The organism is Mannheimia haemolytica (assembly GCF_004342115.1).
GTDB classification, from domain to species: Bacteria; Pseudomonadota; Gammaproteobacteria; order Enterobacterales; family Pasteurellaceae; genus Mannheimia; species Mannheimia haemolytica.
Genome location: NZ_SMAC01000002.1, coordinates 117,532 through 140,092 on the forward strand (window position 1 = coordinate 117,532; position 22,561 = coordinate 140,092).

At 41.8% G+C, this 22,561-nt stretch carries 17 protein-coding genes; 9 read left to right on the top strand and 8 right to left on the bottom strand.

Going from position 1 to position 22,561, the window contains the following annotated elements; all coding sequences use genetic code 11:
* Positions 1 to 28 precede the first annotated feature (28 nt).
* Positions 29 to 811: a methylenetetrahydrofolate reductase gene (gene metF, locus EDC41_RS01320; protein WP_006249044.1), complete on the bottom strand. Its 783-nt coding sequence runs from the start codon at positions 809 to 811 to the stop codon at positions 29 to 31.
* Between the two features lie 47 nt (positions 812 to 858).
* On the opposite strand from metF, the gene EDC41_RS14085 reads away from it, so the two are divergent.
* Positions 859 to 2,745 carry a TonB-dependent receptor plug domain-containing protein gene (locus tag EDC41_RS14085; RefSeq protein WP_006251879.1) on the top strand — a complete coding sequence of 629 codons (1,887 nt, stop codon included), beginning with the start codon at positions 859 to 861 and terminating at the stop codon, positions 2,743 to 2,745.
* On the opposite strand, the gene EDC41_RS01330 is transcribed toward EDC41_RS14085, so the two are convergent.
* Positions 2,735 to 3,058 carry an addiction module antidote protein gene (locus tag EDC41_RS01330; RefSeq protein ID WP_006251878.1) on the bottom strand — a complete coding sequence of 108 codons (324 nt, stop codon included), beginning with the start codon at positions 3,056 to 3,058 and terminating at the stop codon, positions 2,735 to 2,737. The two genes, EDC41_RS14085 and EDC41_RS01330, sit on opposite strands and share 11 nt — an antisense overlap.
* A 66-nt stretch (positions 3,059 to 3,124) precedes the next feature.
* A complete protein-coding gene (locus EDC41_RS01335) occupies positions 3,125 to 3,376 on the bottom strand; it encodes a type II toxin-antitoxin system RelE/ParE family toxin (protein ID WP_020831140.1) in 252 nt (83 codons plus the stop codon).
* Between the two features lie 180 nt (positions 3,377 to 3,556).
* Here EDC41_RS01335 and EDC41_RS01340 point away from each other — a divergent pair, with 180 nt between their 5' ends.
* Complete coding sequence (locus EDC41_RS01340; protein WP_006251876.1) at positions 3,557 to 4,525, top strand: FecCD family ABC transporter permease; 969 nt, start codon at positions 3,557 to 3,559, stop codon at positions 4,523 to 4,525.
* Positions 4,522 to 5,271, top strand: coding sequence for an ABC transporter ATP-binding protein (locus EDC41_RS01345; protein ID WP_006251875.1), 750 nt, complete (start codon positions 4,522 to 4,524; stop codon positions 5,269 to 5,271). Before EDC41_RS01340 ends, EDC41_RS01345 begins: the two co-directional genes overlap by 4 nt.
* A 216-nt stretch (positions 5,272 to 5,487) precedes the next feature.
* Here the strand turns inward: EDC41_RS01345 and EDC41_RS01350 are convergent, their stop codons facing one another.
* The 5 genes from EDC41_RS01350 to metH form a co-directional block, all read right to left on the bottom strand.
* The gene (locus tag EDC41_RS01350; protein WP_006251874.1) at positions 5,488 to 6,048 is read right to left on the bottom strand and encodes a hypothetical protein; all 561 of its coding nucleotides are present in this window, start codon (positions 6,046 to 6,048) and stop codon (positions 5,488 to 5,490) included.
* 76 nt (positions 6,049 to 6,124) lie between these two features.
* A complete protein-coding gene (locus EDC41_RS01355) occupies positions 6,125 to 6,859 on the bottom strand; it encodes a restriction endonuclease subunit S (RefSeq protein ID WP_006251873.1) in 735 nt (244 codons plus the stop codon).
* 13 nt (positions 6,860 to 6,872) lie between these two features.
* On the bottom strand, positions 6,873 to 8,240 hold the full coding sequence (locus tag EDC41_RS01360) for a restriction endonuclease subunit S (protein WP_020831139.1): 1,368 nt from the start codon (positions 8,238 to 8,240) through the stop codon (positions 6,873 to 6,875).
* Between the two features lie 98 nt (positions 8,241 to 8,338).
* Complete coding sequence (locus tag EDC41_RS01365; RefSeq protein WP_115262451.1) at positions 8,339 to 10,342, bottom strand: type I restriction-modification system subunit M; 2,004 nt, start codon at positions 10,340 to 10,342, stop codon at positions 8,339 to 8,341.
* Positions 10,343 to 10,449: 107 nt separating this feature from the next.
* Positions 10,450 to 14,166 carry a methionine synthase gene (metH, locus tag EDC41_RS01370; RefSeq protein ID WP_006251869.1) on the bottom strand — a complete coding sequence of 1,239 codons (3,717 nt, stop codon included), beginning with the start codon at positions 14,164 to 14,166 and terminating at the stop codon, positions 10,450 to 10,452.
* A gap of 165 nt (positions 14,167 to 14,331) precedes the next feature.
* Here metH and EDC41_RS01375 point away from each other — a divergent pair, with 165 nt between their 5' ends.
* From EDC41_RS01375 to adk, 6 genes are all read left to right on the top strand, one after another.
* Positions 14,332 to 15,615, top strand: a complete 1,284-nt coding sequence (locus EDC41_RS01375; RefSeq protein ID WP_006251867.1) for an AmpG family muropeptide MFS transporter — start codon at positions 14,332 to 14,334, stop codon at positions 15,613 to 15,615.
* 252 nt (positions 15,616 to 15,867) lie between these two features.
* Complete coding sequence (locus EDC41_RS01380) at positions 15,868 to 16,635, top strand: ABC transporter ATP-binding protein (RefSeq protein ID WP_230311409.1); 768 nt, start codon at positions 15,868 to 15,870, stop codon at positions 16,633 to 16,635.
* Complete coding sequence (locus EDC41_RS01385; RefSeq protein ID WP_020831137.1) at positions 16,632 to 17,513, top strand: ABC transporter substrate-binding protein; 882 nt, start codon at positions 16,632 to 16,634, stop codon at positions 17,511 to 17,513. Before EDC41_RS01380 ends, EDC41_RS01385 begins: the two co-directional genes overlap by 4 nt.
* Positions 17,513 to 19,462, top strand: coding sequence for a Fe(3+)-hydroxamate ABC transporter permease FhuB (gene fhuB / locus EDC41_RS01390; RefSeq protein ID WP_006251864.1), 1,950 nt, complete (start codon positions 17,513 to 17,515; stop codon positions 19,460 to 19,462). Before EDC41_RS01385 ends, fhuB begins: the two co-directional genes overlap by 1 nt.
* A gap of 27 nt (positions 19,463 to 19,489) precedes the next feature.
* A complete protein-coding gene (locus EDC41_RS01395) occupies positions 19,490 to 21,622 on the top strand; it encodes a TonB-dependent siderophore receptor (protein ID WP_006251863.1) in 2,133 nt (710 codons plus the stop codon).
* 110 nt (positions 21,623 to 21,732) lie between these two features.
* Entirely contained in the window at positions 21,733 to 22,377 is a 645-nt protein-coding gene (gene adk / locus EDC41_RS01400) for an adenylate kinase (protein WP_006251862.1), read from the top strand.
* The last annotated feature ends 184 nt before the right edge of the window (positions 22,378 to 22,561 follow it).

Consider the following 22,561-nt stretch of genomic DNA (forward strand, 5'->3'; position numbering starts at 1 on the left):
CATTTAGCTATACAGCCTTAATGTTCGATTATGCAGTCGTTAAATCAGGTCTTACGCCTAAAGTATGGCACATTGCATAAGTGAGTTCACTACGATTTAAGGTATAGAAGTGGAAATCATTCACCCCTTCACGAGAAAGCACTTTCACCATATCCATTGCAATACTTGCTGCAACTAAGTTTCTGGTGGTTTGATCATCATCTAACCCTTCGTACATTTTACCCATCCAAGTCGGGATCTTAACATTAGTCACTGCTGCCATTTTTTGCAACTGCTTGAAATTTGTCACCGGCAGAATACCCGGCACAATTTCACAATCAATCCCAATAGAAACACAGCGATCACGAAAACGTAAATAACTCTCTACATCAAAAAAGAATTGCGTAATAACGTGGTTTGCACCCGCATCGATTTTACGTTTCAAGTTAAGTAAATCTGCCTGTGCTGATTTTGCTTCAGGGTGAACTTCAGGGTAGGCAGCCACGGAAATATCGAAATCTGCTACTGATTTTAATAAAGCGACTAAATCTGAGGCGTAAAATAGTGCTTTATCATAACCTTTCGGTATATCGCCACGCAAAGCAACAATTCGGCGAATACCACTATCCCAATAATCTTTGGCAATTACCTTTAATTCTTCCGGTGTTGCATCAATGCCTGTTAAGTGCGGAGCTGAAATGATCCCTGTTTTTTCTTGGATTGATTTCACAATACTGTGTGTACGATCTCGCTCACCAGAATTTGCTCCATAAGTTACCGAAACAAATTTCGGTTTTAAAGGACTTAGGCGATCAATAGAATCCCACAGCATTCGCCATTTCTGTTGCACTAGCAAGTACAGCTTTTGCACAAAATGAGATGACTCAGCTTGATTCCGTAACAGTCTATTCCGCCTATGCAACCCCAATCAACCAAGACAAAACCGCTTCCAGCGTGACGGTTCTTACCGAAAAAGATTTTGCCGCACGCAATGCGACTTATGTGAGTGATGTGTTAAAGACTGTGCCGGGCGTGGCGATTGGGCAACAAGGTGGGCGTGGTACTCTTACTAGCTTATTTTTACGAGGGGCAGAATCTCGCCATACTGCGGTTGTGATTGACGGTGTAAAAGTCAATCCGATTAATATTGGAAATTTCGATTTTGGTGGCTTACCGATTAGCAATATCGAACGTATCGAAGTGTTGCGTGGCGAGCAATCCGCCCTTTGGGGAAGCAGTGCTATGGGTGGTGTAGTTTATATCACCACTAAAAGCGGTTTATACAAAGAGAAACCATTCAATGCGGAGGTCGATCTTGGTTTAGGCTCAAATAATACCCGTGATGCCAGCGCAACACTTTCCGGATTTCACAACGGTTTCTACTATGCCTTACACGGTGATAGCCATCGTACCAAAGGCATTTCCGCACTGAGTAAAAACCATTTCAGCTATACCACAGAAACAGGCTCAGAAGTGAAAACCGGTGGTGCAAGCGAACGAGATGGCTTTCATCGTGATAACGGCTCTTTACGTTTAGGTTATGACCTCGGTAACAAAGGGGTAGAAGTTCTTGCCGCTCAATCTTCCCAAACCGTTCATATTGATGGCTATAATTCAGACGTTAGCGGTGAATATTCCCGTACTCGCAATCAAACTTTTAAATTAGGCGGTTATTGGGGAAATGAACAAGAGCTGCTGAAACACCAAGCAAATATCAGCCAATTCAATAGTAAAGCAACACATTTCGGTTCAAATGCTCGCTACAGCAACGAAAAACAACTTAATGCGAATTATCAATTAGATGTAAACTTTGACCGTGAAGGAGAAGTGACACAAGCGGTCAGTTTACTGACAGATTATGCAAAAACACGCTATACCTCTGATAAATATTTGCGTGAAAAAACCTTATCCGAAAAAAGTGCGGCACTAGAATATCGCTTATTTACCGAACAAGATCACAGTTTTTCTATTAGTGGCCGTTACACCGATAATTCACAGTTTAAAAATTCTATCACTGGGCGTATTTCAGGAGCTTACCGTTTATCGCCAAATTTGTGTAGCGACCGTCTGTTGCTGGAACTTGCCGAACCACAGCAAATTCGGGCGATGTCGCCCTATTCCCAAAAGCCGTTGATGATGTTGGATAAACTGAACACGGACAAGCCCACCGTTGAGCCTGAACTCACCGCCCTGTTGCCCTATGCCGACAGCACCATTTTACTGAATGAAACCTTCTATCCGCAACTCACCGCACGGCTGAAACAGCTTGGCTTTAAGTTAGTCGCATTAAACGACAGTCCGCAAACACCCGAACAGCTTTTCACACTGATTTTACAACTGGGCGAGCTAACCCAAAATCAAGCCAAAGCGGAAAAGCTGGTGGAACGGCTACGTTTGCAAAAAATTCCGCTAAAACAACCGCTTGCTGAAACTTTAATTCTAAGCGAAACGGGTATGATCGAACCGCATTTTCCGCAATATCAAACGTTGTTGCATCTTCTCGGTCTATCGCCATTAAAAAGCGACCTCACGCCACAGAATTTCTCGCTGGAAAAACTGCTGTTAGCGCAACCCAAACAGTTATTGTTCCTCACCGATAACCAAAGCTATAACAACCAAGCCGAACTGCTCAAACACCCAGCATTACAAAAAATATGGCAAAAAATGAGCCAAAATCCACCGCTTGTCCTACCGATGAAATACACCTACTGTTTCGACCACGGGGTTTGGCAGGGGATACAATTAATGCACAAACTTACGCCTTAACGACCGACAACTCCAAATTTAATGCGCTAATAATTTTGCGGATAGTCTCAAAACGGGGCTTACTGCTGGAAAGGCTTTGATACAAACTTTCACGCCCGATCCCTGCTTTTTTCGCTAACTCATTCATTCCTTTCGCTCGTGCCACGGTATTCAATGCCTGAATAAACTCCTCGTCCGTGCCGTCTTTCAATGTTTCCGCCAAATAAAGGGCGATTAGCTCGTCATTGGTGAGGTATTCGGCGGCATCAAATTCGGTGATACCATATTTTTCACGAGTGGCTTGTGGAATCGGGTCATCGTATAATTCGTTCATTCTTTTTCTCCTGTTCTGCCATATGCTGTTTAATTTCTGCCCATAGCATTTTATGCTTTATCAATATCAGCTTGGCGTGCCTTTATATCCTCCATTTAGTAGTATATAAATAATGCTACCTTTTTGTGCATAGTAAAGGCGATAACCTTTGCTGACGTTTAATCTCATTTCGGAAATTCCTTCTGCGATATATTTGGTATCGCCAAAATTTCCGCTTTCGGCACGTTCAATACGTCTTGCAATGGTCACCACAGCAAGTGGATCTTTTAAATTTTCAAGCCATTGGTCGAAAATTTCAGTGCGTTCAATATGGTACATTCTACCCCCAATCTGTAATGTTTTAAATACAAAACTTAGGCTGATTGAAGGAATATAGCAAAGCCTGTCGTAGGTTACATTCGGCAAACGCTATTTTTTCGATGGCGATCGCAAAAATAGCGTTTTCAGCTTGACTTTGGCGCTATGGTATAATCTGCACGTTTGATGAGAGAAAGAAGAATGAAGAAATTAAACATTGTGCTTGGAAGCTTGTTGTTGCTGATTGTTAGCAGCGCAGCCTTTTACCAACTGGGCGATTTTGCCTTGCTAAAAAATGCCGAAGGCGTGCTAAGCGATCTGCGCTGGCTGGTGCTGGGCGAAATTCGACTGCCCCGTATCGGCTTGGCGGTGCTGACGGGCGCCAGCCTTGCGCTTGCCGGTAATGCGATGCAGGGCGTGTTTCAAAATCCGCTTGCCAGCCCCGGTTTGCTTGGGAGCAGTTCGGGGGCAACGGCGGTGAGCGTGTTTCTGCTCTACTATTTTTCAGCCCCGATGGGCTGGCTACTGTTTGGCGGTGTAGCAGGTGCGTTGGGGGCGTTTTTGCTGGTGTGGCTGATTAGCTTTCGCCACGGCACTACAATGATGATTTTAAGTGGCGTGGCGGTAAACGTGTTGCTCGGGGCAGCGGTGACTTTACTACTTTCCAATGCCGAAAGCCCGTGGGCGTTGGCGGAACTCTACCGCTGGTTACAAGGCTCATTAGTCTGGGCAACCGCAGAGGCAGTATGTTGGGCGTTCCCCTTGATCTTGCTCGGCATTGTCTGCCTCTATCGGGAACGGCGTTATCTCGACCTGCTAACCTTCGGCGAAGAGACCGCTGCAACAATGGGCATCAACCTGCAACGCAGTTTTTTTACCGTTAGCATTGGCGTGGCGCTGTTGGTCGGAGCAACTATTCCACAAACCGGCACTATCGGTTTTATCGGCTTAATTGCTCCGCATCTTGCCCGTATTTGGCTGAAAAAACCACCGTCTCAGCTTTACCTCACCTCCGCTTTAATCGGGGCGTTGTTACTGCTGATTGCAGATCTAGCGGTGCAATATGTGCCGTTTTTTGCCCGCATTTACATCGGCACGCTCACGGCGATTTTGGGCGCACCGTTTTTGATTTGGATTTTATTCACCCAGCAACGGAGATTGGCACAATGATCAAGATTGAAAACCTCACCCTTGCTCACGGTATTCAACACCTCTCTTGCTATCTGCCAAAAGGCAAATTGATCGGCATTATGGGGGCAAACGGGGCGGGGAAATCCTCGTTGCTCAAAGCGATTGCCGGCATTCTACGCCCGACAAGCGGTGAAATTTGGCTGGAAAATTGCAAACTGCACGCCCTTTCCGCCGTTGAACGGAGCCGACAATTTGCCTACCTTGCCCAACAGCTCAACGTGGCGTGGCAACTTTCGGTATATGATGTGATAGCACTCGGCTTGCCCGCACCGCTTTCGCCCGAACAAGAGCGTCAAAAGGTGCGTTCGGTTGCCGAACAGTTGGCGATTTCTCACCTGCTGGATAACACTTACCAATGCCTTTCCGGCGGTGAACAGACCCGAGTGCAACTCGCCCGTTGTTTGATGAAACAAGCCCCGATCTTGCTTGCCGATGAACCGATTGCCGCCCTCGACCCCTACTACCAAATCGACATTATGCAGCAGCTCAAAGCCCTCACCCCAACCCAGACCTGCGTGGTGGTGATTCATCATCTGCCCCTTGCCTACCGTTTTTGCGATGAAATCATTCTGCTTAAAAACGGTAATTTACTCGCCAACGGCAACACACAAGCGGTCTTAACTGCCGAAAATATTGCAACGGCTTTTGGGGTGAAAGCTGAAATGGATTGGGAGAAAAGGGAAATGTGGGGGATTGAAAAATTGGAAATGAACTTCCAATTTTAGGGAAATTTGCTTGGCAGAAGATTTTTTCAGTTTCATTAAGATTAAATCCCATTCCGACACAACATTTACCTCAACAGATTGTTTAACCGATTTTGAGTAGGGGTAGAGAGAAAAGTTGGTTGAGGTGAATGGATAGAGGAGAACAAGCGGTCAGTTTTGCGGGGAAATTTGCAAAGTTTTGGGAGAATTGACCGCTTGTAGCTTTATTGACAATAACTAATCACAAAATCCTTTTAAACAATCCCACAAAATCAAATAGCAATATTTAACAACTTCGTGGTTTTCAGGTGTTGGACTTAAGCTACCATGTACCAAATGGCAACGAACTTGATAAATTATTTCTAATAACCCGGAAAATATTTTTTGGATATCCTCTACTAAAACCAAATTGCCTAAATCGTGAGCATTTGCATATTGTGTTTTTAATTTTCCTGCACGCGTTTTTGCGTTGTGAATAACTAGATTCTGATATGCTACAGAATTTGTCTTGTTAGGAAAATCAATAAGCACATTTTCCAAGTTAAATTTAGAATATTCACTTGGAATATTGCTACCTGAATATTTTAACTCTGCCTGAACTAATGCAAAATGAAGTTGCTCAATATTATTCCATAAATTAGTTTTTTCTTTTATTTTTCCAGAGGTGAATATTCTTTCAAACTCTTTATAAAGTTTGTTTTGATTACTGGTATCCGATTTTATTCTATCAATATGTGTTCTATCCTTACCTAAGGAATAATGGAAGTTATACCAGCTATTACAACTGAGCCATAACATTAAAAAAGAGAGTGGTAATCTATCCTTGCTTTATTAAACCACTCTTTTTTCAAATCTTGATTATGATTAGGCATTATTACCTCATATTTTCTATTTCTTGTTCTACAAGTATTTTAGCTTTTTCCAGTAAAACTTCACTTTCTACTCTCAATGCAAAACTTTGTTGTACTTTGTCGCTAATGGTTTGCTGGATATTTTTAGGTAATACCGGAATCACTACATCTAAAATTTCAGACGGTTTCCAATGTTGGATAATAGAGCCTCCCGCATCTCTTTCCGCTTGTAATTGTACAGCAGGAGAATTCAATGCTAACGCCAAATAATCGGGTAAAACTTCGTCAGTTTTAAGCTCTAGATGCACAATTGCCCCTGATGTAATCACATTCAAATCTTGCGGAACACGGTAAGCAATGCCGACTGTGCCGTCTTTAGTCAGTAATATACTGTCTTTTTTAGGTCTTACAACATTGCCAAAATCTTTCGGATGTAAGTATTTATCTGTTTGGCTGATGCCGAATTTAGATAAATCCGATACACGCACAAAGGGTATTCCCTCTGTTTGATAAGCTTCCGAGCCCGGTTCTACCGATTTTTGTAAATTAACAATCTCACCTAATTTCATCGTTTTGAAATTGGCTAATTGTGCAAATAAGCTTGCAAATTTAGGTTGGTAATATTCTGCATCTAAACGACCGCTTGTACCGAATGATTGACCGAATGAACATACCGAAATATTTTCAGGCTGTTTGACAAGTAAATGTTCTAATAAAGTCCATTCTGCTAAACGTGCAAAATAAGAAGATCTCGCCAATAAACCATAAGGCTTAGCAGGATCTACCCCCCCCCCGCACTTCTAACTCATTGATATTAAATGAATTATTTTCAATTTCAAACTCTACATTATTTTTAGCTTGAGCGAGTAAATTTTGTGCTTGCTGCCTTAAATCGTTGCTTTGGCGGATATATTCAGCAATTTTTTCTTGGATTTCTCCACTTATTTTAGGAATTGGTAAATTCAAAATATCGTTATCTTTAATTACAGGATAACTCGTACCTACATTAAATTGTAGTAACCAATCTTTATATAGTTCTGACCGTAATAGCACCTTTAAAACTTCATTATTAAAAACAGAGTTTTCCTTTCTGCGTAATACTGTAAACGCACCACTAACAACTAAATCTTGATCATTTTCACCGATAATTGTTACTGCACCACGATAAGGGCGAACGGTTGAAATTAAAATATCACCTGTTTGGGCTTGAGTTTTAGCATTAGCAGGTAATTCTTGTGTCTCTATCCAATTCGTTTGATATGAACCATCACCAATATTAACATCACCAATTTCAATATATTGATACATCGGTTTTGTCCAATCAGGTTTTTGGGTGATATGTAAATATTCATCACGAATAAAAACATAATCTTGCGATTGAATTAAATTCCAGTATTGCTCATATTTAGTTTGATAATACTCTGCATCTAATCGTCCTGTTTGTAAGAAACTCTCTTTTAAGGATTTAACATTTACAGGATTGCTATCAGCTTGAAAAGCTCTCAAACCGAGATTTTCTAATAATAAAGTTTCAGCTTCTTGGTAACTTTGTGTTGATTTTTGTACAAAATCATTACTTTGCTTAATGATTTTATCTACCTGCTTTTGTGTTTCTAGATCAATTAAGGGGACTTTAATCGCACCAAGCTCCTCATTATTCAGATTGTATTGTCCTGTTGGACGTGCATTCCGGTTAATTTGGATTTTTCCATAAGAACTTTGTAAAAAAGCAAATAAATACGTTGGTAATAATTCTTTATTATATTTTGATTTTAATCTTACAAAAGACATTGCTTGTGTAATATTTGCTTTTGGAAAAGTGCTACTAACATAAGCTACCCGACCAACAACCTCCAAAGTTGCACCAACGATATTTACTAAAACATCCCCTTCTTTCAGTTGTGATGAAATCATTTTCTCATTGATATCTTCGCTAATAAAATAATCTACCGAAGAGTACTTATTTAATAGATTATTCCTAATATCATTGGTTTTTAATAAGACAACCCCCTCTTTTAAGTTATCATCTCGATCTGTTGGTGTTGTACCACTTTTAATCAGAGAAACCTCATTCAGCGATAATGGAAAATTAAAACTCGGATGGTTTAAGTATTTTTTCAAAAAGAAAGTACTATCCATTCGTTCCGAATAACTTGCAGAACGAACCTTACTCAAATAAACCTCGCTCACCTCTAGCCCATCTAACAATGCCTGATATTTAGCAGGGTCAAATGGGCTTAATCCTTTCCCACAAAAGAGAGCTTTTCTTTTTTAGCAAATTCAATAAAGGCTTCTGCAATGCCGTCTTGGGTACTATTATCGTGATTAAATAGATCGTGCTCCACAATTAGGTGTTGATGGTTGTCTAATTTGAGTGTGCCATCAGCGTTTTTAACATAGATTTTATCGCCTGAATTATCTTTGCTGGATTTCTGCATTGTGGCAAAGAAAATCGGGTAATCCTCTACTTTCGGGCAAAGTTCATCGTGCCATTTTTGCACAAATAGTACGGAAGTTTTTGTGCCGGTATGTGGTTTAAACACATTTCCGTGTAAGCCCACAACAGCTAAAATGCGGCAACGCTCTGCAATAAAATCACGAATATATTTATCGCTGGAATTGTTAAAACGCCCTTGTGGTAGCACAATCGCCATTCGTCCACCGTCTTTTAAGAAATCTAAATTGCGTTCAATAAATAAAATATCTCGTCCGACTTTGGATTGCTGTTTTCCTTTGCTATTTTTGCCTAATTCATAGCGAGCTAATATACGAGTTTCTTTAATATCACCGGCAAAAGGCGGATTTGCCATTAGCACATCAAATTGGAAATCTCGATTTTCATTTTTAGTTTTACGTAATTTTCTTAATTTTTTCCAGCCTTCTCCATATACATCATTCCATTCTTCTTCCTTAGTAAAATCTTCCCAACGTTCATAATCTAAGGTATTTAAATGTAGTACGTTGGTTTGCCCATCTCCTGCGATTAAGTTTAGGGTACGAGCAACACGTACTGCCTTTTCATCGAAATCAATCGCAAAGACTTTTTCTTTCACATAATCTGTTTGTTCAGGCAATTTTTCTTCAGCAGTAAATAAGTGTGAGCGTTCTAATCCTCTCGCTTTAAGTTGTTTTTCCCAAACGTGAAAAATAGAATGAACTGGAAAACCACAGCTTCCTGCTGCGGTATCAATGACTGTTTCTTCAGGTTTTGGATCGAGCATTTTTACGCACATATCAATGACGTAACGAGGCGTAAAGTATTGTCCTTTCTCTCCTTTACTGGATTTATTAATTAAGTACTCAAATGCTTCATCCACTACATCAAGGTTAGAATTAAACAGCTTTACTTCTTCCAATGAAGATACACAAATCGCCAAATGCGAAGGGGAAAGGTTGATTTTGGCACTTTCAGCAAATACGCCTTCCCATTTATTTTTTGCACGATCAAATAGAGATTGAATTTTTGCCTTTAATTCACTTTCGGTATCACCATAGTTACGAAACTCTAAATAACGACTTTTATTGCGTGTACTTTCCATTTCATCATAGAGTTTAGTAAAAATAAGTTGAAATAACTCTTCAAAAACATCAACTCCAGCATTCGCCAGTACCTCATCTTCCATTTCAATAACAAGATCTTTCAATGATTTACGTTGTTTGGCAATTTTGTCATTATCTATCAGATCTTGAATAGTCCAACGTTCTTGTAATAAATCAGAAAGTTTTTGTTGAGCATTCGGAATATCGGGAATATCTTTAAAATAATTAGGATCACGGCGATTATAGTAAGAAATACTTTCGCCATTTGTCCATACACCAATAGGTGCTCCAGTCGCATTACAATAAGATTTTAATTGTTCTTTACCATCTTTTAATTTCGGCTTTTTCAGCTCCACCATAATATAGACAGCGTTAGGATTATCTCTATCAAAGATGACAATATCCGCTCGTTTCTTCTCACGCCCGAATACAACAGAATATTCTAATTCCATTCGTTCAAATGGATAATCATATTCATAATGCAAATTCATTAAATAGAGTTGGCGTACTGCTTCTTCAGGTGTGAGCTTAATATCCTTTTTACGAACAAGACATTGAATATGAGGAATATCTCCATTTTTCCCTGATTTGAGGAAAATAGATTCCTCTAATTTTTTTATATACGCAGGAGAAAATTGAGTTAATTGATAATTACTGTCTTTTAAAAGTTGTACTAAGTGATAATTTAGTTTTTCAATCATTGTTTTGTTCTCGATGATAACTTCTTTGCATAAAAGAGAGATAAATTTTGCATATTTTATCTCAAAACCAACCGCTTGTAACAGGCGGGTTAAAACCCGCCACTACATTAAATGTTTTCAGCCTGCGACTTGACATCTTGTTTCATCGCCACACTTAACCATTTCTTCGCCGTGAGTTCGTCCCAGCCTTTGCGTTTGGCGTAATCCAACACCTGATCTTCATCAATCTTGCCGAGAGTGAAGTAGTTGCTGGCAGGGTGGGTGAAGTACCAGCCGCAGACACTTGCTGCCGGCCACATGGCATAGCTTTCGGTGAGTTTCATGCCGATGCGTTGTTCCACCTCTAACAAGTCCCAAATTATCTGTTTCTCGGTGTGTTCCGGGCAGCTTGGGTAGCCGGGCGCAGGGCGGATGCCGATGTATTCTTCACGGATTAAGCGTCCGTTGTCTTCGTCTTCCACGGTGTAGCCCCAGACTTTGGTGCGTAGCTCAAAGTGTAGGTATTCCGCCATTGCTTCTGCCAAGCGGTCGCCAACGGCTTGGAGCAAAATGGCGTTGTAGTCATCGCCTGCCGCTTTGTAGCTTTCAACTAAATAGTGTTCTTCAATGCCGGCACAAACGGCGAACATTCCGAACCAGTCTTGTTGTCCGCTTTCTCGGTCGGCGATAAAATCGCTTAAACAGAGGTTGTACGGGCTTTTGCTGTTTTTGCCTCGTTCGGATTGTTGGCGGAGGTGGTAGGATTTGCCGATACAAGCGGTGCGATCTTCGTTTAAAATTGCAATATCATCGCCCTCACGCACGGCAGGGAAAATGCCCATAATCCCACTTGGGTTGAGCTTGCCGTTTTGCTCAAATTCGTCCAGCACCCGTTGGGCATCGTTATAGACACGGCGTGCCTCTTCGCCGCCTTCCGGATAATCAAAGGCATCAGGATAACCGCCCATTAAGCCCCAGAGCATAAAGAACGGCGACCAGTCGATAAATTTGCGTAGGGTGGCAATCGGTACATTTTTGTACTCGATAATGCCGGTCTGTTTTGGCGTTGGCGGCACATAGTCTGCCCATTCGCCACTAAATCCGTCAAAACGATTGGCTCGAGCCTCCTCAATAGATAAACCGTTGCGAAGTGGTTTGCGAACGGCAAATTTACGCTGAATTTCTTCGTATTCGGCTTTGGTTTTTTCCCAAAATTCGGCTTTTGCCTCAGGGTTCATCAAGGTCGCACAGACGGTTACGCAACGTGAAGCGTTGGCGGTATAGACTACGGGGTAGTTATATTTCGGATAAAGTTTGATCGCCGTATGCTCTTTTGAGGTCGTTGCGCCGCCAATCAGCACCGGAATATCGAGCTTCAAGCGGTTCATTTCACCTAAAAAATACTCCATTTCGTCCAGCGATGGGGTAATTAGTCCGCTTAACCCAATGAGATCGGCTTTCTCCCGAATAGCAGTTTCGATAATTACATCGGCAGGCACCATCACACCTAAGTCTATCACTTCAAAGTTATTGCACTGCAACACCACGCTAACGATGTTTTTGCCGATGTCGTGTACATCACCTTTCACGGTGGCGATCACCATTTTGCCGTTGCTCGATCCTTTCTGCTTGGTGGCGTTGATGTACGGCTCTAAATAGGCAACGGACTGTTTCATTACCCGAGCCGATTTCACCACTTGCGGCAGGAACATTTTGCCGTCTCCGAACAGGTCGCCCACCACGTCCATACCCGCCATGAGCGGCCCTTCAATCACTTCCAGCGGAGAGGCAAATTGCTGGCGAGCCTCTTCGGTATCTTCAATAATGTAGGTCGTTATGCCTTTTACGAGGGCGTGTTTTAAACGCTCTGCCACAGGTAAATTTCGCCACTCGGCGGCACTTTCATCGGCACTTTCTACTTTTACGCCCCGATATTTTTCGGAAATTTCCAACAGGCGGTCGGTAGCGTCATGACGGTGGTTCAGCACCGCATCTTCAATCGCCTCTCGCAGTTCAGGGTCGAGGTCGTCATAAATCGCCAACTGCCCTGCGTTCACGATCCCCATATCCATTCCGGCTTTGATCGCATAGTAGAGGAACACGGCGTGAATAGCCTCACGCACCACATTGTTGCCTCGGAAAGAGAAAGAGACATTCGACACCCCGCCGGAAATTTTGGCGTGTGGCAAGTCTCGTTTAATCCGCTCACAGGCTTGGATAAAATCCACGCCGTAGTTATTGTGTTCTTCAATACCGGTGGCAATCGCAAAAATGTTCGGGTCGAAAATAATGTCTTCCGGTGGGAAGCCGAGCTGATCAACCAAAATCCGATAAGCTCGGGTACAAATTTCTACCTTGCGTTCTTCGGTATCCGCTTGCCCGACTTCGTCAAATGCCATCACCACCACCGCAGCCCCATAGCGGCGGCAGAGTTTGGCTTGGTGAATAAATTTCTCTTCGCCCTCTTTGAGTGAAATGGAGTTCACTATCGGCTTGCCCTGCACCGTTTGCAAGCCCGCCTCGATCACCTCCCATTTCGAGGAGTCAATCATAATCGGCACTTTTGCCGCCTCAGGTTCGGTAGCAAGAATGTTGAGGAAACGGGTCATACATTTTTTGGAATCGAGCAACGCCTCGTCCATATTCACGTCAATCACCTGCGCCCCGTTTTCCACTTGGCTGATGGCAATTTCAATCGCTTCCGCAAATTTTTCTTCTTTAATCAGCTTCTTAAATTTTGCCGAACCGGTGACGTTATTGCGTTCGCCCACATTCACAAACAGCGAATTATCGTCAATCGTCAGCGGTTCTAAGCCCGACAAACGCATAGCGGTTGGAATTTCAGGTAATTTACGAGGCGCAACGCCTTTGGTTGCTTCGGCAAAGGCTTGGATATGCTCCGGCGTGGTGCCACAACAGCCGCCGACAATATTCAGCCAGCCGAGTTCTGCCCACTCTTTGATGTAAGTCGCCATCTCTTCCGCCCCTAAATCGTACCCGCCAAAAGCGTTTGGCAAGCCGGCATTCGGGTGAACCGAAACAAAAGTCTCACTGATTTTCGACATCATCTCTACATAAGGGCGGAGTTCCTTCGGCCCGAGCGCACAGTTCAAGCCGAACGTCAGCGGTTTGGCGTGGCGGAGCGAGTTATAAAACGCCTCCGTGGTCTGCCCTGACAACGTTCGCCCTGAGGCATCGGTAATGGTGCCGGAGATCATTATCGGCAATTTCACGCCCAGTTCATCAAACACTGTTTCAATTGCAAACACCGCCGCTTTGGCATTCAGGGTATCGAAAATGGTTTCGATCATAATCAGATCCGCCCCACCTTCAATCAAACCACGGGTTGCCTCGGCATAGGCTTCCACCAGTTGCATAAAGGTAATGTTACGGAAACCGGGGTCATTAACATCAGGGGAAATCGAACAAGTACGGTTAGTCGGCCCAAGAATACCGGCAACAAAACGAGGTTTTTCAGGGGTGGAGAATTTATCGGCGGCAAGACGGGCAAGTTTTGCCCCCACAAGATTCAGCCCATAAGCAATACTTTCAAGTTCATAATCTGCTTGAGCAATGGTCGTCGCACTAAAGGTATTAGTTTCGATAATATCCGCACCGGCGGCTAAATATTTCTCGTGAATAGCAGAAATCAGGAGTGGCTGGGTGAGTGTGAGTAGGTCGTTATTGCCTTTAAGATCGATGGTACTGTTTTTAAAACGTTCACCTCGGAAATCAGATTCGGTTAGTTTATATTTTTGGATCATCGTTCCCATCGCACCGTCTAAGATAAGAATGCGTTCGGTAAGGGCATTTTGAAGTAATTCGGTTCTATGCTGCGTGTTCATACTCTGCTTCCAGTTTTTTAGTTTGATTAAAAGGAATAATAGAAATATGTCGCAAGGCTGTCAAACCTTATCTGTGACGAAATGGAAAGGGTTAGAGTCGCCTTTAAAATTATGCTATATTGGCTCAGTTCTTCCCCTTTTTATTTTGCAAAATGTAGGAGAAATATGACCGCTTGTCACGAACCCAAACGCTCTATCTGGCAACAGATTTTTACTAAAAATATGTTGCTTTGTGTTTACACCGGCTTTTGTTCCGGTTTACCGTTGTTTGTGTTAATTCAGCTAATGCCGGCTTGGCTAACCAGTGCCAATTTAGATATTAAAACTATTGCCGCCTTCACCCTGACCTCTTTGCCCTACACGTGGAAATTCCTGTGGGCTGCATTGTTAGATCGCTACTTTCCACCTTTTTTAGGCAGACGCAAAAGCTGGATTTTCATTTCACAAATCGGGCTATTGGTGATTTTAGCCAGCTTTGGCTTGTTCAACCCAGTGCAAGATATTTCAATTATTGTTACTCTTTCTGTGCTATTAGCTTTTCTTTCCGCCACGCAAGACATTGTGGTGGATGCCTTTCGGCGTGAAATTTTATCGGATAACGAACTCGGGTTAGGTAACTCTATCCACGTTAATGCTTATCGTATTGCAGGGCTGATTCCGGGTGGGCTTTCATTATTTTTAGCCGACCACTATGCGTGGGATACCGTATTTCTGATTACCGCTGCTTTTTTAGTGCCTTGCTTATTCGTTACGCTAATAATCGCTGCCGAGCCGAATCATAAGCCAATCGACCGTTCTAAGCCGTTTTATATGGCGTTTGTCGATCCGTTCAAAGAGTTTTTCACCCGTAAAGGCGTGGCAGGAGCGATTGGGCTGATTCTATTTATTTTCCTATATAAATTAGGCGATTCCCTTGCAACTACGCTACAAACCAAATTTATTTTGGATATGGGTTTTACTAAATCGCACATTGCCGGCATTGTGAAAATAACTTCACTTTGGTGCAGCATTGGCGGCGGTATTATTGGTGGCGTGGCAATGTTGAAATTGGGCGTTAACCGAGCCTTATGGCTGTTCGGATTTGTACAATTAATTACTATTTTAGGCTTCGCTTACCTTGCCAGTTTTGAGCATTTCCCTACCGAAAGCATTGGAGCTGCCGAGCTTTGGAAATTAGGCTTAGTGATGGCAAGTGAATATCTGGGCGTGGGTTTAGGCACAGCGGCTTTCGTTGCCTTTATGGCTCGTGAAACTAATCCCGCTTACACTGCAATGCAGCTCGCCATTTTCACCAGCCTTGCTGCCCTACCAAGCAAAATGTTAGGGGCATACACAGGGAATTTAGTGGAAATGATGGGCTATTACCAATTCTTCTGGCTCTGTTTCTTTATTGGTATTCCGGGAATGCTAATGTTGTTTAAGGTTGCTCCTTGGGGACAAGCTGAATAGCTATTCATAAAAATAAGATTTTTTATTAAATATCCGACCACTTATAACCGATTGAATTACCTAGTAATTTAGTCGGTTATTTTTTATTTATCCTAAAATTTACCCTCACCTAAAACTAAATGATATTGACTTTCATTTATAATAAAAATATATTTAGCACCGTTTTCATAATAGATTTTCATCTACTCATTTTCATTTTGATTGATTTGGTGGGGTAATCCCACCTTTTTTATGCTCTTAAAACACAACACTATGATTCAAATAAATTCCATTAGCTACTCTGTTGAACAAAACCGTAAACTGCTAAGCAATATTTCCCTCAATTTAAGCAAGGGGCGTTTATATGGCGTAATAGGCCATAACGGCTCGGGTAAATCAACGTTAATGCGTTTACTAAGCGGAGATATAACGCCTACCAGCGGTTCAATTTTAGTCGATGGATTACCACTTCATCAGCTTTCTACCAAAGAAGCGGCAAAACATATTGCCTATTTACCACAACGTTTACCTGAAGCGGCGGATTTCTTAGTGCAGGAACTGGTTGCTTTAGGGCGATTTCCATATCAAAAATGGCTACAAAAACCAACAGAATTTGATGTTCAAATTGTTGAGCAAGCAATGGAAAGCACCTCCGTTACTCAGTTTGCTAAACAGCCTGTAAATAGTCTATCAGGCGGAGAAAAACAACGAGTTTGGCTTGCTATGTGCTTAGCCCAACAAACACCCTATTTACTGCTAGATGAGCCATTGGCTGCCCTTGATATTGTTTATCAAGTTGAAGTAATGCAGCTTATTCGCAAGCTAGTGAATGAACAAGGTCTAACTGTCATTATCATTATTCACGATATTAATCTTGCCTCCCAATTTTGTGATGAAATTATTGCGTTAAAGCAAGGCGAACTCTGTATTCAAGGTTCTGTTGATGAAATTATGCAAGAACAGAAATTACTTGAGATCTTCGGGCTAAAACTGCACTTGTTTAACCACCCTGCAGGCTTACATAAAGTGGCGGTATTATGATGTTTAGGCAATACAAGCGGTTCAGTTTTCTCTTTATTTTGCAAATTTCTACCGCATTTGCTCAACCTAATATTTTTACACCAGATTGGTCTATTGCCTCTGCCCTTACTGAAATGGGAAATCCGCCCATTGCGATGGGGGATAAGCGAATTTATCCGCTATGGTCGCACCGCCCTATTCAGCCTAATAGCGTGTTAGATATTGGAGCGCGTTATCAGCCTAATCGCGAATTATTAGCACAGCTTCCTGTTGAATTGGTGCTATCAAACTTTTTCTACGCTCACTTGGCTTCTGTTTACCCGAAAGAAATTCCACAAATAGACGTGCTATTTGATGGTGGCAATACTGAACCTCAGCAACATTGGCATACTTACCAAAAAGCCACTCGTATGATTGGAACAGAGATTAAAAACCCTAATGCGGCAGAAGCATATTTAACGAAAACTGAACAAACGTTGGCTCAATGGGGGAAAGAAATCCTTAACAGTAATCCAGATATTGATTACTACTCTGTTGTTCAATTTGGCTCTCCGAGAGAGTTACGCATATATGCGTCTAATTCAATGTTCCGTGTAGCCTTTGATTTGATGGGCTTAAAACAAGCTGATTTAGGTGTGGGAGATCGCTGGGGAAATAAACTTATTCCTGTGAGTGATTTAGCTAAATTACCCGAACGCACCTGTTTAATTGTCATCTCACCTTTTTCTAAAATGACGCAAGCAGATTTAGAAAATAGCTACATTTGGCAACGTTTAGGATTTGGTAAAAACCGTTGTATGAAAGTATTACCGCCTGTTTGGCTCTTTGGTGGGGCTGATTCCATCTCGCACTTTGCTGAGTTTTTACACAATGCAATGACACAAGGAGAAAAAGAGTAATGAAATCATCATTCTTATTGATTGGCTGTATTCTTTTATCCTTAGTAACAGCTGTTATCCGTTTAAATATGGTCTGGGAGTGGGAATGGCAGTTACTACTCATAAATGTTGATTTATTGCCAATTAATCAAGCTGCGGTAAAAGCAGCTCTTTTACCTGAAATGACAACGTCATTTTTAGCAGGCGGTTTATTGGCTATAGCCAGCAGTGGCTTACAACATATTGTCAGAAATAATTTAGCGTCAGATAGCACACTTGCCGTCAGTAGCGGGGCTCAACTTGCATTGATGATTGCGGTTATCTTTTTCCCAGCCGCCGAGCTTTTTTCTAGTTTCTGGATTGCGTTACTTGGCTCTTTAGCTGCTATCGTACTGGTTTTATTTATTGCTAAAGCCTCTAAGCTCAATCCCCTTACCCTTATTTTAGGGGGATTGATTGTTAATATTTTGTTTGGAGCTATTGCCTCTTTACTGACCCTTTTCTACTTTGATTTTTTATTTGGCGTGATGGTTTGGGGAAGTGGCTCACTTTTACAAGATGGTTGGGCAACTTCTATTATCTTAGCGATAACGGTAGTAGTTGCATTTTTTATCTTTGTCTTACTCTCTCGTCCACTCACAATTTTAAGTTTAGATGATGAACAAGCTCGCCGCTTAGGCGCGCCTGTTAATTTACTACGCTACTTAGTTATTTTTGTTTGTGCCGCCATTACAGCATTGGTTGTAAGCAAAATAGGTGTGATTGGCTTTATTGGATTTGCAGGTGCAAGTTTGGCTCATTTTGCTAAAATACGACATTTATTACTTCGCCTCTTGATTGCTTTTCTAGCGGGCGGATTTTTACTCTTTTTTACCAATAATCTCATCGGCATTGTTAGCAGAATTTACGACACTCTACTACCTGTTGGTGCATTTACCGCAACACTAGGCGCACCATTATTAATTTTCTTGGTATTACGCCAACGTAAAGCACAATTTGAAGCAAGCAATACAGCATACTTCCCCGTTAAACGCCTCAATTCGTGGAAACTGCCAATATTGTTGTTATGCGCTGGAGTTATCCTATTTTGTCTATTACAAATCATTGCTCCAACAATGAATGGCTGGGCTATTAGCATTGATGAAAACCTGATGAGTTCCTACCGCTTGCCTCGTAGTCTAAGTGCGATAGCAACAGGGGCAATGCTTGCGGTAAGTGGTAGCCTATTACAAATCTTAACGAGAAACCCAATGGCAAGCCCTGAAGTATTAGGTGTGAGTTCAGGGGCAACTATTGCTGCAATACTGTCATTCTTACTTTTCCCAACATTATCTAGCATTGGCTTCTTGTTATTTGGTGTATTAGGGAGTTTGGCCGTTCTCGCTCTTATTATGTGGCTTTCCCGTAAATTACAACCATCAGCGTTAATGATTGCAGGTGTTGCTATTGGGGCTTTAGTCAGTGGCTTAATGGCTATTATTCAACTAAGCGGCAGCCCTCGTTTAACGGCAGTTATTAGTTGGCTGTCTGGCTCAACCTATTACGCTAATCCGAATACAGTTTGGATTTTATTATCTGTTGCAATCCTACTTATCAGTGCCACTTTACTGTTTATCAAACCTTTACGCTTGATCTCACTTGGCGAAACCGTTTCTCTCCACTTAGGGTTAGAGGTTAAAAAGGTGCAGATGATTGTATTACTTTTAATCGCCCTAATGAGTGCCGCCTCTACGCTTGCTGTAGGGCCAATGAGCTTCATTGGGCTAATGACCCCTCATTTAGCTAAAAATTTAGGTGCAATTACACCGGAGAAACAGATCCCTATATCGGCATTATTAGGGGCAATGCTAATGCTCATTGCCGATTGGCTCGGGCGTTATCTAATTTTCCCTTATGAGATTGGGGCAGGCATTATTGCCTCTATTCTCGGGGGTATCTATTTCTTACTGTTACTCAAACAACATAAATAATTTTTTATTCATTACTTAGGAGAAATTATGAACACGCTATCTAAAGCGATAAAACTTGCCTTATACGGTTCTAGTATAGGGTCTATCTCAACAGCTTATGCTGAAACAGTTACTCATCTTAATACCGTTGAAGTAAGTGCCGAAACGCCAAATGCCTCATCGGAAGAAACTGGACGTTATGCACAGAAAAAAGCCAAAGGCTCTAATGGAATGGCATTGAGTGCGAAAGACACGCCACAAAGCGTAACGGCTGTAACGCATCAACAAATCAGAGATCAAAATCTTAATACGATTGCCAAAGCACTTGAAGCAACTCACGGTGTTTCTGTTTCTTTAGTTGACAGAGGACGCTATTCTTTCAGTGCTCGTGGTTTTGGGATTGATAAAGTCAAGGTAGATGGTATGGATCTCAAAGTAAATAACCAATGGACAACGGGCGAAAATACAGGCAACAGCGTGTTATACGACCGAGTAGAAGTTGTGCGTGGTGCTACAGGCTTAACTACTGGGGCGGGCGATCCCTCTGCAAGTGTTAATCTTGTTCGTAAACGAGCCAATAGCACTTCCCGTTATACTATTTTAGAAGCTGGAATCGGGCGTTATGCTGATTTCAATACAATGATTGACCATAGCCAAGCATTGAATAATTCAGGATCAGTAAGAGGCCGCTTTATTGCAGAGCATAAAAACGGTAATACGTTCATTAAAAATGAAAAAGAACGTTACACCACGCTTTATGGCAATATTGAAGCAGACTTAACTGACACTACCAAACTTGGGTTAGGTGTAAGTTATCAAAAAGAAAAACGTGATGCAGCACTTTGGGGTGGTTTACCCGCATTCTATAGCGATGGTGGTGAAACTAACTGGAGCAGAAGCAAAAATGCCAGCCCAGAATGGGCTTACTGGGATAATGAATCCGTAAACTATTTTGCCGATATTACACAAAAACTAGGCGAAAAATGGGAACTTGCATTAAAAGGCAATTACCGTGTAGGCAAACATAATTCAGAACTTTTCTATTTCAGCGGCTCATCACTTAATCGACAAGATGGATTAGGTTGGTCGCCTTGGCCGGGTAAATTTAAAAATGATAATACACAATCTAATGTGCAGCTTGATCTTACCGGTTCATTCTCTGCTTGGGGATTAGAACACGATGCGGCAATCGGTATTCAATACAATCGAGCACATCGTAATTCCTACGCTGCCGATAACAGCACCTTTGACGGAGCTTTCGACTTTAATAATTGGAATGGCATTTATGCTAGACCAAACTGGGGAAGTATGTCTGAAAAATACTACCAAAACTTAAAAGAGTTCGGGGTGTATGTTTCTACCCGTTTACGTCTTACAGATAGACTTTCTATGCTTCTAGGTTCTCGTATTTCATCGTACCGCACAGAAGGCACTTTCTATGGTTCAACACAAAACTTCCACGCTAACGATGTTGGGACACCTTATGCAGGATTAACCTTTGATATTAATCCACAAAATACCGTTTATGTAAGTTATACCGATATTTTCAAACCACAAAGTCAAGTGGACATCAATAACAAACTACTCTCTCCTGTTACGGGCGAAACCTACGAAGCAGGTTGGAAAGGGAGTTATTTCAATGACAACTTGCAAACTCAAATTAGCGTATTTGAAACAAGACAAGATAATCTAGCTCAATCTGCCGGTATTAACCCTAATACATTATTAGCCTACTACACAGCCTCTAAAGGTGCGAAAGTTCGAGGCTTTGAAGTAGAAGCATCTGGAAATGTAACTGAAAAATTAAAACTCAATGCAGGATATACTCAGTGGAAAGGCGATGATGCTTCAGGCAACCCAATTAACACAACTCAACCACGCAAACAATTTAAATTCTTTGCAACTTACGATATGAACCGTTTAGTGCAAGGTTTAACGGTAGGAGCAGGTGTAAACTGGCAAAGCAGAATTTATACCAAACACGCTACTTATGGCGAATATGGTCAAAAAGCTTACACTTTAGTGAATTTGATGGCTCGTTATCAATTTAATGACAACTTCTCAGCACAGCTTAACATTGATAACTTATTCGATAAAAAATATCGTAACGCCCTCAGCTTTAGCCAATATAGCTACGGTGAGCCATTCTATACACGCTTAAATTTACGCTATGAATTCTAATTCCGTATAACAAGCGGTCAAAAAATTAAAAAAATTTGCAATTTTAGGCAGTAATCGGTAAGGTTACTGCCTAAGTTATTTATTCATTTTTCTAGTTATTGAGGTTTACAATGAAAGTTATTTTATTAGGTGCACCGGGTGCGGGCAAAGGTACGCAAGCTCAGTTTATTGTGAACAAATTCGGTATTCCGCAAATTTCAACCGGCGATATGTTCCGTGCGGCGATTAAAGAAGGCACTGAGCTTGGTAAACAAGCAAAAGCATTGATGGACGAAGGTAAATTAGTGCCGGATGAATTAACGGTTGCCTTAGTAAAAGACCGTATCGCTCAACCTGATTGTGCGAACGGTTTCTTATTAGACGGTTTCCCACGCACCATTCCGCAAGCTGATGCGTTAAAAGAGGCTGGCGTAAAAATTGATTTAGTACTTGAGTTTGATGTAGCCGATGAAGTGATTGTTGAGCGTATGAGCGGTCGTCGTGTTCACCAACCATCAGGGCGTACTTACCACGTGGTGTACAATCAACCGAAAGTGGAAGGTAAAGATGATGTGACTGGTGAGGATTTAATTATCCGCCAAGACGACAAACCTGAAACCGTGTTAGAGCGTTTAGCGATTTACCACAAACAAACCAAGCCGTTAATCACCTACTACACCGCAGAAGCAGAAGCCGGCAATACTCGTTATGAGCGTTTAGACGGTACAAAACCGGTAGAAGAAGTAAGCGCTGAGTTAGCGAAAATTTTATCTTAAACGGATTATTAAAATGAACAAGCGGTAATATTTTTCGAGAATATTACCGCTTGTTATTTGGCTTAAACACAATATTTGGTGAGCATTAAGTGTAGAAGATCAGACTTGATCTGACAATTCACTCTAAAAAGTGAGAGTTTCCCGTTTAGAATATGAGTGTCAAAAATCAATCTAAACAAAAAGG

What these genes read in the sequence shown, in the direction of transcription:
- metF (WP_006249044.1), bottom strand. Translation starts at nt 811, where the DNA reads ATGCTGTGGGATTCTATTGATCGCCTAAGTCCTTTAAAACCGAAATTT.
- EDC41_RS14085 (WP_006251879.1), top strand. Translation starts at nt 859, where the DNA reads ATGACTCAGCTTGATTCCGTAACAGTCTATTCCGCCTATGCAACCCCA.
- EDC41_RS01330 (WP_006251878.1), bottom strand. Translation starts at nt 3,058, where the DNA reads ATGAACGAATTATACGATGACCCGATTCCACAAGCCACTCGTGAAAAA.
- EDC41_RS01335 (WP_020831140.1), bottom strand. Translation starts at nt 3,376, where the DNA reads ATGTACCATATTGAACGCACTGAAATTTTCGACCAATGGCTTGAAAAT.
- EDC41_RS01340 (WP_006251876.1), top strand. Translation starts at nt 3,557, where the DNA reads ATGAAGAAATTAAACATTGTGCTTGGAAGCTTGTTGTTGCTGATTGTT.
- EDC41_RS01345 (WP_006251875.1), top strand. Translation starts at nt 4,522, where the DNA reads ATGATCAAGATTGAAAACCTCACCCTTGCTCACGGTATTCAACACCTC.
- EDC41_RS01350 (WP_006251874.1), bottom strand. Translation starts at nt 6,048, where the DNA reads ATGTTATGGCTCAGTTGTAATAGCTGGTATAACTTCCATTATTCCTTA.
- EDC41_RS01360 (WP_020831139.1), bottom strand. Translation starts at nt 8,240, where the DNA reads ATGGATAGTACTTTCTTTTTGAAAAAATACTTAAACCATCCGAGTTTT.
- EDC41_RS01365 (WP_115262451.1), bottom strand. Translation starts at nt 10,342, where the DNA reads ATGATTGAAAAACTAAATTATCACTTAGTACAACTTTTAAAAGACAGT.
- metH (WP_006251869.1), bottom strand. Translation starts at nt 14,166, where the DNA reads ATGAACACGCAGCATAGAACCGAATTACTTCAAAATGCCCTTACCGAA.
- EDC41_RS01375 (WP_006251867.1), top strand. Translation starts at nt 14,332, where the DNA reads ATGACCGCTTGTCACGAACCCAAACGCTCTATCTGGCAACAGATTTTT.
- EDC41_RS01380 (WP_230311409.1), top strand. Translation starts at nt 15,868, where the DNA reads ATGATTCAAATAAATTCCATTAGCTACTCTGTTGAACAAAACCGTAAA.
- EDC41_RS01385 (WP_020831137.1), top strand. Translation starts at nt 16,632, where the DNA reads ATGATGTTTAGGCAATACAAGCGGTTCAGTTTTCTCTTTATTTTGCAA.
- fhuB (WP_006251864.1), top strand. Translation starts at nt 17,513, where the DNA reads ATGAAATCATCATTCTTATTGATTGGCTGTATTCTTTTATCCTTAGTA.
- EDC41_RS01395 (WP_006251863.1), top strand. Translation starts at nt 19,490, where the DNA reads ATGAACACGCTATCTAAAGCGATAAAACTTGCCTTATACGGTTCTAGT.
- adk (WP_006251862.1), top strand. Translation starts at nt 21,733, where the DNA reads ATGAAAGTTATTTTATTAGGTGCACCGGGTGCGGGCAAAGGTACGCAA.